Raw genomic sequence first — 14,865 nt, 5'->3', positions numbered from 1 at the left:
TTATTTCGCTCTTTCAATTATTTCAACTAATCTCCAACATTTAGATTTACTTAAAGGTCTTGTTTCCATGATTCTTACAGTATCTCCTTCGTTGCAGTCATTTTGCTCGTCGTGTGCAACATATTTTTTTGTTTTTAACACGAACTTACCATACATAGGGTGTTTTACTTTTTTAACTTCAGAAACCACAATTGATTTCTGCATTTTGTTACTAGTAACAACTCCTATACGTTCTTTTCTTAAATTTCTTGTTTCCATCTTTCAGCAGAATTATTGTGAATCTCTTTTAGTTAATTCTGTCGCAATTCTAGCTACTGTACGTCTAATTGTACGTAATTGAATTGGATTTTCTAAAGGAGATATTGCATGAGCCAATTTTAGGTCTGAATAACTCTTTTTTGTTTCACCAAGTTTTTCTTGTAACTCAGCTACAGATAATTCTTTAATTTCTGATTGTTTCATAATATCAAATAAATTATGCTTCGTAATCTCTAGCGATTAAAAACTTAGTTTTTACAGGTAGTTTTTGTGCTGCTAAACGTAATGCTTCTTTTGCAACGTCTAATGGCACTCCACCTACTTCAAATAATACACGTCCTGGTTTTACAACAGCTACCCAATATTCAACGGCACCTTTACCTTTACCCATACGTACTTCAAGAGGCTTTTTTGTAATAGGCTTGTCTGGAAATATTTTAATCCAAAGTTGCCCTTCTCTTTTCATGTAACGTGTAGCGGCAATACGCGCTGCTTCAATTTGACGAGATGTTATAAATTTTGAGTCTAATGCTTTTATTCCAAAAGTACCGCTTGAAAGTTGGTTTCCTCTTTGAGAAAGACCTTTCATACGTCCTTTTTGTTGCTTACGAAATTTTGTTCTTTTAGGCTGTAACATTTTTCTTTACTTTATAAAAAATTACTTTCTACGACGAGGTCCTTTGTTGCCTCCTCTTCCGGCTCCACCTTTTCCTTGCTTCTTAGATAATCCAACAAGCGGAGAAAGCTCTCTTTTACCATATACTTCACCTTTCATGATCCATACTTTAACACCCAATCTACCATAAGTAGTGTGTGCCTCAACTAAAGCATAGTCAATATCGGCTCTAAAAGTTGATAAAGGAATACGTCCTTCTTTGTAGTGCTCAGATCGTGCCATTTCAGCACCATTTAAACGACCACTAATCTGGATTTTAATTCCTTCAGCATTCATACGCATTGTAGCAGCAATAGCCATCTTAATTGCACGTCTGTATGAAATTCTGTTTTCAATTTGACGAGCGATGCTTGATCCTACTAAAAATGCATCAAGTTCAGGTCTTTTAATTTCAAAGATGTTAATTTGAACTTCTTTTCCAGTAATTTTCTTAAGCTCTTCTTTTAACTTGTCTACCTCTTGACCGCCTTTACCAATAATGATACCTGGACGAGCCGTTGTGATAGTAACGGTTACAAGTTTAAGCGTACGCTCAATAATTACTCTACTTACACTAGCTTTAGATAAACGCGCGTGAACGTATTTTCTAATCTTATCGTCTTCGGCAAGTTTGTCGCCATAATCGTTTCCTCCGTACCAGTTAGATTCCCATCCTCTGATAATTCCTAAGCGATTTCCGATTGGATTTGTTTTTTGTCCCATACTCTTATTAAGCTTGTGTGTTATTGTTAGCCCCAACCACTAATGTTACGTGGTTTGAACGTTTTCTAATTCTGTGTGCACGACCTTGAGGTGCTGGACGTAATCTTTTTAACATAGATCCACCATCAACTCTAATCTCTTTTACAAATAATTCTGCAGATTCAACATCAGCATCTTCATTCTTTGCTTGCCAGTTAGCGATAGCTGATAATAACAACTTCTCTAAACGACCAGATGCTTCTTTTTGGTTGAATTTCAAAATATTTAGTGCATTTTCTACCTTTTCACCTCTTACTAAATCGGCTACTAAGCGCATTTTTCTTGGTGACGTAGGACAGTTATTAAGTTTTGCAAAAGCAACTTGCTTTTTACCTTCCTTAATAGCGTCTGCCATTTGTTTTTTACGACTTCCCATAGCTTACTACTTTTTACCTTTATTTTTAGCACCTGCATGCCCACGGAATGAACGTGTTGGTGAAAATTCTCCTAATTTATGACCTACCATGTTTTCAGTTACATAAACTGGTACAAATTGACGGCCATTGTGTACTGCTATAGTTTGTCCAACAAAATCTGGAGTAATCATACTGGCACGAGACCAAGTTTTGATTACTGTTTTTTTATTGTTTTCAACATTAACAGCTACTTTCTTTTCTAATTTATAATGAACGTAAGGTCCTTTTTTTAATGATCTTGCCATGTCTTATTTCTTTCTACGTTCTACAATATATTTATTACTTGCTTTAGTTTTAGAACGGGTTCTATAACCTTTAGCTGGTATACCGTTTCTAGAACGTGGGTGTCCTCCTGAAGATTTACCTTCACCACCACCCATTGGGTGATCTACAGGGTTCATAACTACTGGTCTAGTACGTGGTCTTCTTCCTAACCATCTTGTTCTACCTGCTTTTCCACCAACTAATAATTGATGATCTGAGTTAGAAACAACACCTATAGTAGCCATACAGTTAACAAGAATTAATCTAGTTTCTCCTGAAGGTAGCTTTATAGTAGCAAACTTACCATCTCTTGCCATTAACTGAGCAAAAGCACCAGCACTACGAGCCATAACAGCTCCTTGTCCCGGACGCAACTCTACACAAGAAATAATAGTTCCTAATGGAATTTCACTTAATGGCATTGCGTTTCCAATTTCTGGTGCAATACCTTCTTTACCAGACACCACATTTTGTCCAACCTGAAGTCCATTTTGGGCAATAATGTATCTTTTTTCACCATCTTGATAATTCAATAATGCGATAAAAGCTGTTCTGTTTGGATCGTATTGAATTGAAGCGACTTCACCTGGAATACCAGCTTTATCTCTTTTAAAATCGATAATACGATACTTTTTCTTATGACCTCCACCAATATAGCGCATGGTCATTTTTCCTCGATTGTTTCTACCACCAGACCTTTTGTTCGGAACGAGTAAACTCTTTTCCGGCTTATCAGTAGTAATGGCATCGTAACCGTTTACTACTCTAAATCGCTGTCCTGGTGTGATTGGTTTTAATTTTCTTACTGACATTAGTCTTTAATTACATGTTACTGTATAAATCAATCATTTCACCTTCCGCCAGTTGTACAATTGCCTTTTTAACAGCATTTGTTTTACCATGTTGAATACCTGTTTTTGCAAAACGGGTTCTTCTATCTGGACGGACATTTATAGTACGAACTTTTTCAACAGAAACACCATAAACAGCCTCAACTGCTTTTTTGATTTCTACCTTGTTCGCCTTAGTGTTCACCGCGAAAGTATAGCAATTTCTTAACTCGCTATCAGCTGTCGCTTTTTCTGTGATTATAGGTTTAATTAAGATACTCATCTGTTTCTTATTTACTTAAGTTTGTTTCAATTCCTTCTAAAGCACCTTCTAAAAGCACTACTTGATTTGCGTTTAAAATTTTATAAGTGCTTAATTCTGAAGACGTTATAACTTCAGAGCCTTTTAAATTACGCGATGACAAATATACATTATTATTTGACGCTCCCAACACAAATAAAGATTTTTTGTTTTCAAGGTCTAAAGCCTTTAAAACAGCAGTAAAATTCTTAGTCTTTACAGATTCAAAATTAAAGTCTTCTAAAACTGTAATTGATTTTTCTCCTGCTTTGATACTTAAGGCAGATTTACGTGCTAAACGCTTTAAGTTTTTATTAAGTTTGAAGCTATAATTTCTTGGTCTTGGACCGAACATACGACCACCACCTTTAAATACTCCAGACTTAATACTACCTGCTCTTGCTGTACCAGTTCCTTTTTGCTTTTTAATCTTACGTGTAGATCCAGAAATCTCAGCTCTTTCTTTCGATTTGTGAGTTCCTTGACGTTGGTTTGCTAAATATTGTTTAACATCCAAATATACAGCGTGATTATTAGGCTCAATAGCAAACACATCTTTAGAAAGGTCTGCCTTTCTACCTGTGTCTTTTCCGTTTATATCTAAAACTGCTACTTTCATTATTTTCTAATAATTACATAAGCGTTTTTGTGACCAGGAACACATCCTTTAACCACAAGTAGATTCTTTTCAGCAACTACTTTTAAAACTCTTAAATTTTGAACTTTTACTGTGTCTCCACCCATTCTTCCTGCCATCTTCATTCCTTTGAAAACTCTAGCAGGGTAAGATGCTGCTCCAATAGATCCTGGTGCTCTTAAACGGTTATGTTGACCGTGAGTAGCTTGACCTACACCACCGAAACCATGACGTTTTACAACACCTTGAAATCCTTTTCCTTTTGATGTTCCTGCAATATCAACAAATTCACCTTCAGTGAAATGTTCTACAGTGATTGCATCTCCTAATTTGTACTCCTCATCAAAACCTTTAAATTCGACGATTTTGCGTTTTACAGAAGTACCCGCTTTTTTAGCATGACCTATGTCTGCTTTAGTAGCGCTTTTTTCTGTCGCGTCATCGAAACCTAATTGAACAGCTTTATAACCGTCAACTTCTTCAGTTCTGACTTGGGTAACGATACATGGTCCAGCTTCGATTACTGTACAAGGAATGTTCTTCCCTTTGTCATCAAAGATGCTGGTCATACCGATTTTTTTTCCAATTAACCCAGACATAATTATTTATTTAATTTATTACTATTTGTTATTAAAATTCAAGGCTGAAAATACGTTTCAGCCTTGAATTGTATTTTTTCCGTTTTTCCCTCGCTCGCAGCTTAGGACATGTAAGTTTGTAACTAAACTTTAATCTCTACTTCAACACCACTTGGTAATTCAAGTTTCATTAACGCATCAATTGTTTTTGATGACGAAGAGTAAATATCAAGTAAACGCTTGTAAGAGCTTAATTGAAATTGTTCTCTTGACTTCTTGTTTACGTGTGGAGAACGTAATACAGTGAAAATTTTCTTGTGCGTTGGTAATGGAATTGGTCCAGTTACAACAGCTCCAGTACTTTTTACTGTTTTTACAATCTTATCAGCAGATTTGTCCACTAAATTGTGATCGTAAGATTTTAATTTTATTCTGATTTTTTGACTCATTTTCTTAGATTTTAAGCTTCAACACCTTTAGCTGCCTTAATCACTTCTTCAGAAATATTTGAAGGTGTTTCAGCGTAATGTGAAAATTCCATTGTTGACGTTGCACGACCAGATGATAATGTTCTTAATGTTGTTACATAACCAAACATTTCTGATAATGGTACAGTAGCTTTTACAGTTTTTGCACCAGCTCTATCACCCATATCACTCACTTGTCCTCTTCTTCTATTTAAATCTCCTACAATGTCACCCATATTTTCTTCAGGAGTAATTACCTCAAGTTTCATGATAGGCTCCATAATTACTGCTTTGGCAGCTTTTGCAGCATTTTTAAATCCAAGTTTTGCAGCCAATTCGAATGATAATTGATCAGAATCCACATCATGGTAAGAACCATCTGTTAATGTTACTTTCATAGCATCAACTTCGTATCCTGCTAATGGTCCATTAACCATAGCCATTTTAAATCCTTTTTCAATTGAAGGGATAAATTCTTTAGGAACATTACCACCTTTAATTTCGGAAACGAATTCTAATCCTACTTTACCTTCTTCTGCTGGCTCAAGCGTAAATACAATATCTGCGAATTTACCACGTCCACCAGATTGCTTTTTGTAAACTTCTCTGTGTTCAGCACGTTGTGTAATAGCTTCTTTGTACTCAACTTGTGGTTGACCTTGATTTACTTCAACCTTAAACTCACGCTTAAGACGATCAACAATAATATCTAAGTGAAGCTCACCCATTCCAGAGATAATAGTCTGTCCTGAAGCTTCATCTGTTCTTGCAGTAAATGTTGGATCTTCTTCAGCCAATTTAGCTAAAGCCATTCCTAACTTATCAACATCTGCTTTAGTTTTAGGCTCAACCGCAATACCAATTACTGGATCTGGGAAGTCCATAGATTCTAAAACAATAGGATGTTTTTCATCAGACATAGTATCACCTGTCTTAATATCTTTAAATCCTACTGCCGCTCCAATATCTCCTGCTTCAATAAAATCGATAGCATTTTGTTTATTAGAGTGCATTTGATAGATACGAGAGATACGCTCTTTCTTTCCTGAACGGTTGTTCAAGATATAAGAACCCGCATCTAAACGACCAGAATATGCTCTAAAGAAAGCTAAACGACCAACAAAAGGATCTGTAGCAATTTTAAATGCTAATGCTGCAAATGGCTCGCTTACAGACGGCTTACGAATTTCTTCTTTATCTGTATCAGGGTTTGTACCTACTATATTGTCTCTATCTAATGGAGAAGGTAAGTAACGACATACAGCATCTAATAAAAACTGCACACCTTTATTTTTAAATGAAGAACCACAAATCATTGGAATAATAGCCATATCCATTACAGCAGCTCTAAGTGCAGCATGCACCTCTTCTTCTGTAATAGAATCTTCATCTTCCATGAATTTTTCTAGTAAGTTCTCATCATAAGTTGCTACTTCTTCAATAAGTAAAGCTCTGTATTTTTTTGCTTCAGCTTTTAATTCCTCTGGAATTTCAATAACATCAAAAGTTGCCCCTTGAGTTTCATCATGCCAAACAATAGCTCTATTTTTAACTAAGTCTACAATACCTTTAAAATCTATTTCATCACCAATATTTAATACAATTGGCACTGCGTTAGATTTTAACATATCTTTTACCTGCTGACAAACACCTAAAAAGTTAGATCCTTGACGATCCATTTTATTTACGAATCCTATACGTGGTACTTTGTAGTTATCTGCAAGTCTCCAGTTAGTTTCTGATTGTGGCTCAACACCATCAACAGCACTAAATAAAAACACTAAACCATCTAATACACGTAATGAACGATTTACCTCTACAGTAAAATCAACGTGACCAGGAGTATCAATAATATTAAAATGATATCCTTTAGTATCTGGAGTAGGTTTTGCATTTTCTAAAGGAAACTGCCATGTACAAGTTGTTGCAGCAGAAGTAATTGTAATACCTCTTTCCTGCTCTTGCTCCATCCAGTCCATTGTCGCAGCTCCATCATGCACTTCACCAATTTTATGTGAAACACCTGTATAATAAAGAATACGCTCTGTAGTTGTAGTTTTTCCTGCATCAATATGCGCAGCAATACCTATATTTCTTGTATATTTTAAATCTCTTGCCATTTCTTATTAAAATCTAAAGTGAGAGAATGCTTTGTTAGCTTCTGCCATTTTGTGAGTATCTACTCTTTTCTTTACTGCCGCTCCTTCTTCTTTAGCTGCTGCTAAAATTTCTGAAGCCAAACGTAAAGCCATAGATTTTTCGTTTCTTTTACGTGAGTAGCTAATTAACCATTTCATCGCTGTTGAAACCTTACGATCTGGACGAATTTGCATTGGAATCTGGAATGTTGCACCACCAACACGACGACTACGCACTTCTACGTGAGGCATAACGTTAGACAAGGCATCTTTCCAAATTTCTAAAGCTGTTTTTTCTTCGTCAGTTTTTTTTGAGTCTACAATATCAATTGCATCGTAGAATACTTTAAAAGCTACCGATTTTTTCCCATCCCACATCATCATGTTAACGAAACGAGTTACTAACTGATCGTTAAAACGTGGATCTGGTAAAAGCGGTCTCTTTTTTGCTGCTCTTTTTCTCATGTCTTCTTCTTAAAGTTTTAATTACTTTTTAGGGCGTTTTGCACCATACTTAGATCTACGTTGTGTTCTACCTGCAACACCTGCTGTGTCTAAAGCACCACGAACGATGTGATATCTAACTCCTGGCAAATCTTTTACCCTTCCACCTCTAACCAATACTATCGAGTGCTCTTGTAAATTGTGACCCTCTCCACCAATGTATGCATTAACCTCGTTGCCGTTTGTTAAACGAACCCTTGCTACCTTACGCATTGCTGAGTTAGGTTTTTTAGGAGTTGTTGTGTAAACACGAGTACATACACCACGTCTTTGCGGACACGAATTTAAAGCAGCCGATTTACTCTTCTTGGTTATTTTGGCTCTTCCTTTTCGTACTAATTGTGAAATTGTTGGCATATAAATTATTATATAAATTTTAAAATCCTCTTCTTAGAGGGCTGCAAAGGTAAAAATTAAAATGAATAATTCAAACCTTAAAACATTAATTTTCAGAAGAATTTAAAAATTATTTTACAGATTATATTATAAGTGTTGTTTTTCCGTTAGATTTACACTTTACTATAGTTAATCATAGCGTGCAAAAAACTGCCTTTTTATTCCTTATTATTTGCTTAGTTTTTTCTTCGGAATTATTGTGCCAAAACTTGCAATTAAAAATTGAAGGCAAAACTGAGTATGAAACTAAAGCGATTGATTCTTTAACTTATTTAAATACTCATCAGGATTATAACTCTGTGAAGTATGAATTAGATTCTATTCAAAAAAAACTTTATAAAAAAGGTTATATTGAAAATGAGTTAATGTTTTTACAAAAAACAAACGATTCCACCTTCAATGCAAAACTTCATCTAAAAAAGAAATTCAACATGATATATATATACTTCAAAAAAGAAGAGATTGAATCTTCAGTTTTAAATAAGATTTCAGAACATGTTTATAATGATTATTTTGAATTAGAATTTAGTCAAGTTGAAAGTGTATTGAAGTACATTAATTCGAAAGTTTCAGAAAAAGGATTGCCATTTTCAAAATTACATCTTTCTAACATCAGGATTAAAAATAACTTAGATTTAGAAGCCGATTTAGTTATTGAATCTTCTCAACCAAAAAGACTAATAGACAATATTGTAATCAAAGGTTATGAAGAGTTTCCTAAATCTTATTTAAAACATTATCTAAAAATTAAACCTAAACAGGTTTTTGACTTAAAAAAAATAGAAAACAAAACTGCTCAACTAAATAATTTAACTTTTGCGAATGAAATAAAATCACCTGAAGTTTTATTCTCAAAAGATTCTACAACCTTATACTTATATCTAGAAAAAACAAAAAACAATGCGTTTGATGGTTTTTTAGGTTTTGGAACAAATGAAGACACTAACAAACTAGAATTTGATGGCTACCTTAATTTAAGTCTAAAAAACAATTTAAACTTTGGTGAATCATTAAGACTATTATACAAAAGCGATGAAAATGCCCAAAAAACATTTGAAGTAGATGCATCAATGCCTTATTTATTTAAATCACCTATTGGTATCGACTTATTATTACGCATTTTTAAACGAGACTCATCCTTTACCACTACAAATCAATCTGCAAAAATACATTATCAAGTAAATGCAAAACATAAAGTTTATGCTGGTATCGCTTCAACAGAATCAAATAACCTACTTACTCAAAATATTAATCTTTCGATATCAGACTATAAAACACAATACTTCACTATTGGTTATCAGTTTTTAAGAGCTTCATCTTACAATTTACTTTTTCCTATAAAATCAAAACTCAATTTTGAAGCAGGCATAGGAAACAGGAAGAATTCTGGTGAAATACAAAAGCAAAATCAATTTACAATAGACGCTTTTAACATTTTTAAATTGAATCAAAAAAACAGCGTCTATTTAAGAGTTAATGCATCAGATTTGATATCTAAGACCTATTTTGAAAATGAACTATTGAGATTTGGTGGAATTAATTCCATTAGAGGGTTTGAAGAAAACAGTCTTTTCTCATCTTTATATGGTTTAATTAATACAGAATATAGATTTCAACTCAATAATTCCATATATATACATTCTATAATTGATGCAGCATATTTTGAAAACAAAATAACAGATACAAGAGAAAAACTTTTCGGATTTGGCTTTGGTTTTGGTATTCTTACCAAAGCTGGCTTGTTTAGATTTAATTATGCCAATGGTAAAAATGAGAATACTCAATTTAAAGTGTCCAATTCTAAAATACACCTCAGTTTGACCACAAATTTTTAAGTCTTTTTTACTGTTTTCTTAAAAATTTAACGAATTTGACAAATTTTTACATTTATTTATTGTTTTATTAACTTTTTATTAAGATTTTTGGCATTGACTAATTCAAATAATTATAAAATGAAAACAAAGTTTAGTGGAATTCTAACGCTATTACTAGCGTTTGTTGTGCAACTAACATTTGCACAAGAAAAGACAATTTCGGGTACGGTATCAGATGATTCTGGTTTACCACTTCCTGGAGCTTCTGTCTTAGTAAAAGGTACTACAATAGGTACATCTTCAGATTTTGATGGTAAATACTCGATTAAAGCTAGTGAGGGTTCAACCCTTGTATATAGTTTTGTTGGTTACACTACAACTGAAGTTGCCGTTGGAGCATCTAATACAATCAACGTAACATTAAAAGAAGACGCAGAATCCTTAGAGGAGGTTGTTATAACTGCGTTTGGAAACAGTATCAGAAATGCAAAGGAAACGGTTTATGCTAACCAAACAGTAAAAGGAGAAGACTTGCTTTCTGTTCCGAACAAAAATGCTTTAGAGGCTTTAAGAGGTAAAACTGCTGGTGTAAACCTATCTACTGCCTCTGGTTCTGTTGGTGCTTCTACAAGAATTGTATTAAGAGGTTCAGGATCGCTTACAGGTAATAACAATGCTTTAATTGTTATTGATGGTGTTGCCATTGATAATACGGCTTCTAGAGGAGGTGCTGGAGTATCAACAACAGGATATTCCGATTTTGGTAATAGATTTAATGATGTAAATCCTGACGATATCGCTTCTGTAACTATTTTAAAAGGCCCCTCAGCAACTTCGCTTTATGGATCACGTGGTGCTTCAGGTGTTGTTCTTATTACAACAAAGACCGGTAAAGGTAGAAAAATGCAGGTTAATTACAACGGTTCTACTTCAATGGAAACGCCTATTGTCCTGTTACAGCGTCAAAATAAATTTGGACAAGGATATGACAACTCAAGTATTGATTCTGGAGAGAACTGGTCATGGGGTCCAGCTTTTGATGGTGTTGTAAGACCATGGACAAGCCCTATTGATTCAGATGGTGATGGTTCATTAGAAGCTTTAACAAGACCTTACAGTGCTGTACAGGATCAATTAAAGGACTTTTTTAATACAGGTTACACAATTACTAACAACTTAAATATATCTGGATCTACTGAAGGTTTTACCTATTATGTTTCTTATGGTAACACAGATCAATCTGGTACACTTGATAACACATCTTACAAAAGAAATAATATTACCTTTAACGCTTCAGCTAAATTAAGTGATAGACTTAAATCTGATTTTAAAGTTAGTTATGCTAATGTAAAACAAAATACTGCTCAAGAAGGGTCACGTGCTTTTGAAGGAAATAATGCCTATGCAATGGCTATCCAATCTCCAGTTAACATCCCATTTACAGAGTTGAGAGATTATACAAGTCCTTTTCATGATATTAACGGTTACTGGGGGTCTTACTCTTCTGTAAATCCATACTTTATCCTGAATGAATATGGAAACGAAGCAGACATCGATAACGTCTTAGCTAACGCCTCTTTAACCTATAACTTTTTAGAAAATTTATCTATTACAGGTCGCTTTGGTGGTAATATTGTAAATACACAAACGGATATATGGACACCAACTTTTACACCAGCCGAACAATTGGTTTGGACTGATGGGTTAGGAATAGCAACTAGAAACACAAGACATAGTTCATTAGGAGAATACATTAACTCTAATAATAAAGTAGAAAATCTTGATGCTACAGTTATGCTTAATTACAATACCGATTTAAGCGAAGATTTAAAACTTACAGCATCTGCAGGTTATAATTTTTTCCAAAGAAAAACTAACCGATTAACAGGAAGTTCTGTAGGTGGATTAGTAGTTCCTGGTGTATACAATTTATCAAACAGTACTCAACAACCTACTTCTAGCATGAACAGAAGTAAATATAGAATTTATGGTGTGTTAGGAAATGCAACGCTTGGCTATAAAGATGCAGCGTTTTTAGAGTTTTCAGCAAGAAATGACTGGTCTTCTACGCTTCCTGCGGCAAACAACTCGTTTTTATACGGTGCTATTGGTGCTTCGGTAGTATTTACTGATTTATTTGATATAAAAAATGATATTTTAAGTTTTGCTAAACTGAGAGGTAGTTATGGTACATCTGGTAAAGATGCTGATTTATACCTACTAAATTCTTACTTTGTGGGTAATCCACAAATTGTAGATTTAGGTGATTTTGCTCTTACATTTCCAAAAGATGGTGTACCTGGATTTACAATTGGAAATACTATTGGGAATCCAGATTTAAAACCTGAATTAACGACTACTTATGAAGTTGGTGCCGATTTAGGTTTCTTCAACAACAAAGTCAACGTAGCGTATACTTATTATCATTCTATCCATGATGATCAGCTTGTTACAATCAGCCTTCCAAGATCTACAGGTTACACTCAAACAGTGAGCAATATTGGTAGAATGGAGAACAAAGGGCATGAACTATCTTTAACCTTAAAACCTATTAATGGTGTGATTGAAGGTTTAGATTTTGAATTATTTGGAGCCTATTCTACAAATGATAATGAGGTTGTTACAATTACAGACGATATAGATGAGTTGACAGTTGGTACTTTTGGATTCGCTGCTGGTACTACAGTATCTATTGTAGCAAAAGAAGGATTACCGTATGGTACTTTTAAGGGTAATGATTTTAAGTATAATGATCAAGGACAAGTTATTGTTGATGCGAATACTGGATTTCCAGTATATACTGATGATGATGTATATTTAGGTAATAATCAACCTGACTATTTACTAAACTTTGGTGCAAATATCAATTACAAAGGATTTGGATTTAGAATTTTATTTGATAGAAAAAAAGGAGGTCTATTTGCTTCTCAAACTAAATACAATACTAATTTTAATGGTACTAACGTTAACACTACAGTTTACAATAGAGAACCGTTTATCTTTCCAAATTCAATAGTAGATAATGGAGATGGTACTTTCTCTGAAAATATTGTTCAAATTACAGAGCAAGATTATTTTACTAATTATGATCCTCCAGTATCAACACAATTAATTGATGCTAGTTTCCTAAAATTAAGAGAAGTAGAATTCAGCTATACATTTTCAAAAGAATTGTTAAAAGATACTTTCTTAACAAATGCTAGATTATCTTTATTTGGTAAAAACCTTAAGTTTTGGTTACCTGATGAAAACAAATATGCTGATCCAGAAGTTAATGGTCCTGGCTTAACAGGCAATGCTCAAGGTATTGAAACAACACAAACACCACCTTCAAGTAGTGTTGGACTTAACTTACAATTGTCATTTTAATAAAAAAATAATACGATGAAGAACAAAATAAACATATTTCTTATTCTATTATTAACATTGGGCTTTTCATGTAATGATAGCTTAGAAGAAGTTAATATAGACCCAAACACTTTCCCTTCTGCTGGAGATGCACAAATTTTAAGCTCCGCTATTGGCTTTATGGGATATATTGTTGAAACAGATTTAAATTACAGTGAATCTTTCACTTGGAGTCAATACTACACATGGGGTATTGGGGTTTCAATTGGAAATGAAGAACGCTACGTATCTGCAGCTGGTGATTTTAATGGCTACTGGCAACGTGCATATGCTAACTCTCTTGTAGATTTAAACTCGATAACTAAAAACAGTACTTCTGCAGCATACAGAGGTATAGCTAATGTATTAAAAGTCTATTTATTTCAAGGTTTAGTTGATCATTTTGGAGATATTCCATTTACTGAAGCCATTTCAGGTGCTATTGAAGATGGATCAATTTTAACACCAAATTCTGATTCAGCTGAAACAGTTATATATCCTGGCCTTGTTACAATATTAGATGAGGCACTAAGTGATTTAGCACTTGCGGAATCAGATATAGTTGGAAATGACGATTTTATATATGAAGGCGATATAACAAAATGGATTAAATTTGCAAATTCACTGAAGCTAAGAGTTTTAATGAGAACTTCTGAAACAAGTCCACAAGCTTCTGCTGTTCAAGCTCTAATTAGCAGTGGCGATTTTATTGAGTCTATTGATGATATGCCTTTTATTCCATATTCTGGAAATTCTGGTGATCAAAACCCAATGTTTGCAAGAGCTGAATTTGGTGTAGGAATGTTTTATTTTGCTAGTAATGCATCATTAAATGTACTTCAATCACTGAATGACCCTAGAGCTGAAGTATTATATACTGAAGCTACTACTGGAACTTTTGCTGGACAATTACACGGTATAGACCAAGGGACTATAGATGATGAACCATTTACTGCTCCAGATACTGATTACAGTTTAGCTTCTGAATATGCATATTCATCAACAAAACCAGTTATTTTAATGAGTCCATGGGAAGTTTGGTTTTTAAGAGCTGAAGCTGATGCAAGATATGGTACTAGTGATGATGCAGAAACTGCATTTTCTACAGCAATTGAATTAAACTTTAGCTACATGGAAGTCGCTGATGCTGCTTCTTATATTAGTTCATTGGATTTTGCTGGAGCAACCACTTTAGATGAACAAATTGACTTAATAGCTGTACAAAAGTGGATATCTTTAAATGGAACTCAAGAGGACGAAGGGTGGATTGAAACTAGAAGATTTGATAGACCTGCTAGTAGACTCTTTACTGATGGTATTTTTCAAACACCTCCATTATCTGTTTTACCGAGTGGATCTTTCCCTTCTGCATGGCTATACCCAGAGTCTGAAAGAAGTTTAAATCCAAATGCATTACCACAGAGAGAAATTACAGATGCAATTTTCTGGGATAATTAA

At 34.1% G+C, this 14,865-nt stretch carries 17 protein-coding genes; 3 read left to right on the top strand and 14 right to left on the bottom strand.

Going from position 1 to position 14,865, the window contains the following annotated elements; genetic code table 11:
- The 14 genes from rpsQ to rpsL form a co-directional block, all read right to left on the bottom strand.
- Positions 1-258, bottom strand: a complete 258-nt coding sequence (rpsQ, locus tag MBM09_RS04460) for a 30S ribosomal protein S17 (protein ID WP_139001948.1) — start codon at positions 256-258, stop codon at positions 1-3.
- A gap of 12 nt (positions 259-270) precedes the next feature.
- Positions 271-462 carry a 50S ribosomal protein L29 gene (gene rpmC / locus MBM09_RS04455; RefSeq protein ID WP_238675652.1) on the bottom strand — a complete coding sequence of 64 codons (192 nt, stop codon included), beginning with the start codon at positions 460-462 and terminating at the stop codon, positions 271-273.
- A gap of 13 nt (positions 463-475) precedes the next feature.
- Positions 476-895 (bottom strand): 50S ribosomal protein L16, encoded by a 420-nt coding sequence (gene rplP, locus MBM09_RS04450; RefSeq protein WP_238675651.1) that lies wholly within the window; start codon positions 893-895, stop codon positions 476-478.
- 21 nt (positions 896-916) lie between these two features.
- Positions 917-1,636 carry a 30S ribosomal protein S3 gene (rpsC, locus tag MBM09_RS04445; protein WP_092847748.1) on the bottom strand — a complete coding sequence of 240 codons (720 nt, stop codon included), beginning with the start codon at positions 1,634-1,636 and terminating at the stop codon, positions 917-919.
- A 7-nt stretch (positions 1,637-1,643) separates the two neighbouring features.
- Positions 1,644-2,051, bottom strand: coding sequence for a 50S ribosomal protein L22 (rplV, locus tag MBM09_RS04440; RefSeq protein WP_238675650.1), 408 nt, complete (start codon positions 2,049-2,051; stop codon positions 1,644-1,646).
- Positions 2,052-2,057: 6 nt separating this feature from the next.
- Positions 2,058-2,336, bottom strand: a complete 279-nt coding sequence (gene rpsS / locus MBM09_RS04435; RefSeq protein WP_034043300.1) for a 30S ribosomal protein S19 — start codon at positions 2,334-2,336, stop codon at positions 2,058-2,060.
- Between the two features lie 3 nt (positions 2,337-2,339).
- The gene (gene rplB, locus MBM09_RS04430) at positions 2,340-3,167 is read right to left on the bottom strand and encodes a 50S ribosomal protein L2 (protein WP_238675649.1); all 828 of its coding nucleotides are present in this window, start codon (positions 3,165-3,167) and stop codon (positions 2,340-2,342) included.
- Between the two features lie 10 nt (positions 3,168-3,177).
- Positions 3,178-3,468: a 50S ribosomal protein L23 gene (rplW, locus tag MBM09_RS04425; RefSeq protein WP_238675648.1), complete on the bottom strand. Its 291-nt coding sequence runs from the start codon at positions 3,466-3,468 to the stop codon at positions 3,178-3,180.
- Between the two features lie 7 nt (positions 3,469-3,475).
- The gene (gene rplD / locus MBM09_RS04420; RefSeq protein WP_238675647.1) at positions 3,476-4,105 is read right to left on the bottom strand and encodes a 50S ribosomal protein L4; all 630 of its coding nucleotides are present in this window, start codon (positions 4,103-4,105) and stop codon (positions 3,476-3,478) included.
- Positions 4,105-4,722: a 50S ribosomal protein L3 gene (gene rplC, locus MBM09_RS04415; RefSeq protein ID WP_238675646.1), complete on the bottom strand. Its 618-nt coding sequence runs from the start codon at positions 4,720-4,722 to the stop codon at positions 4,105-4,107. The genes rplD and rplC overlap by 1 nt, the downstream gene beginning before the upstream one ends.
- Before the next feature lie 122 nt (positions 4,723-4,844).
- A complete protein-coding gene (gene rpsJ, locus MBM09_RS04410) occupies positions 4,845-5,150 on the bottom strand; it encodes a 30S ribosomal protein S10 (protein WP_007650482.1) in 306 nt (101 codons plus the stop codon).
- Positions 5,151-5,161: 11 nt separating this feature from the next.
- Entirely contained in the window at positions 5,162-7,288 is a 2,127-nt protein-coding gene (gene fusA, locus MBM09_RS04405) for an elongation factor G (protein ID WP_238675645.1), read from the bottom strand.
- 6 nt (positions 7,289-7,294) lie between these two features.
- A complete protein-coding gene (gene rpsG / locus MBM09_RS04400; RefSeq protein ID WP_019386264.1) occupies positions 7,295-7,771 on the bottom strand; it encodes a 30S ribosomal protein S7 in 477 nt (158 codons plus the stop codon).
- Between the two features lie 21 nt (positions 7,772-7,792).
- Positions 7,793-8,167: a 30S ribosomal protein S12 gene (rpsL, locus tag MBM09_RS04395; RefSeq protein ID WP_042499114.1), complete on the bottom strand. Its 375-nt coding sequence runs from the start codon at positions 8,165-8,167 to the stop codon at positions 7,793-7,795.
- Positions 8,168-8,415: 248 nt separating this feature from the next.
- On the opposite strand from rpsL, the gene MBM09_RS04390 reads away from it, so the two are divergent.
- From MBM09_RS04390 to MBM09_RS04380, 3 genes are all read left to right on the top strand, one after another.
- Entirely contained in the window at positions 8,416-10,041 is a 1,626-nt protein-coding gene (locus MBM09_RS04390) for a POTRA domain-containing protein (RefSeq protein ID WP_238675644.1), read from the top strand.
- 117 nt (positions 10,042-10,158) lie between these two features.
- Complete coding sequence (locus tag MBM09_RS04385) at positions 10,159-13,389, top strand: SusC/RagA family TonB-linked outer membrane protein (RefSeq protein ID WP_238675643.1); 3,231 nt, start codon at positions 10,159-10,161, stop codon at positions 13,387-13,389.
- A 15-nt stretch (positions 13,390-13,404) separates the two neighbouring features.
- Complete coding sequence (locus MBM09_RS04380) at positions 13,405-14,865, top strand: SusD/RagB family nutrient-binding outer membrane lipoprotein (protein ID WP_238675642.1); 1,461 nt, start codon at positions 13,405-13,407, stop codon at positions 14,863-14,865.

Origin of the sequence: Flaviramulus sp. BrNp1-15 (assembly GCF_022259695.1) — a bacterium.
GTDB lineage: Bacteria > Bacteroidota > Bacteroidia > Flavobacteriales > Flavobacteriaceae > BrNp1-15.
The sequence above is the reverse complement of the archived record's forward strand: the minus strand, read 5'-3'. Positions and strand labels throughout refer to the sequence as shown.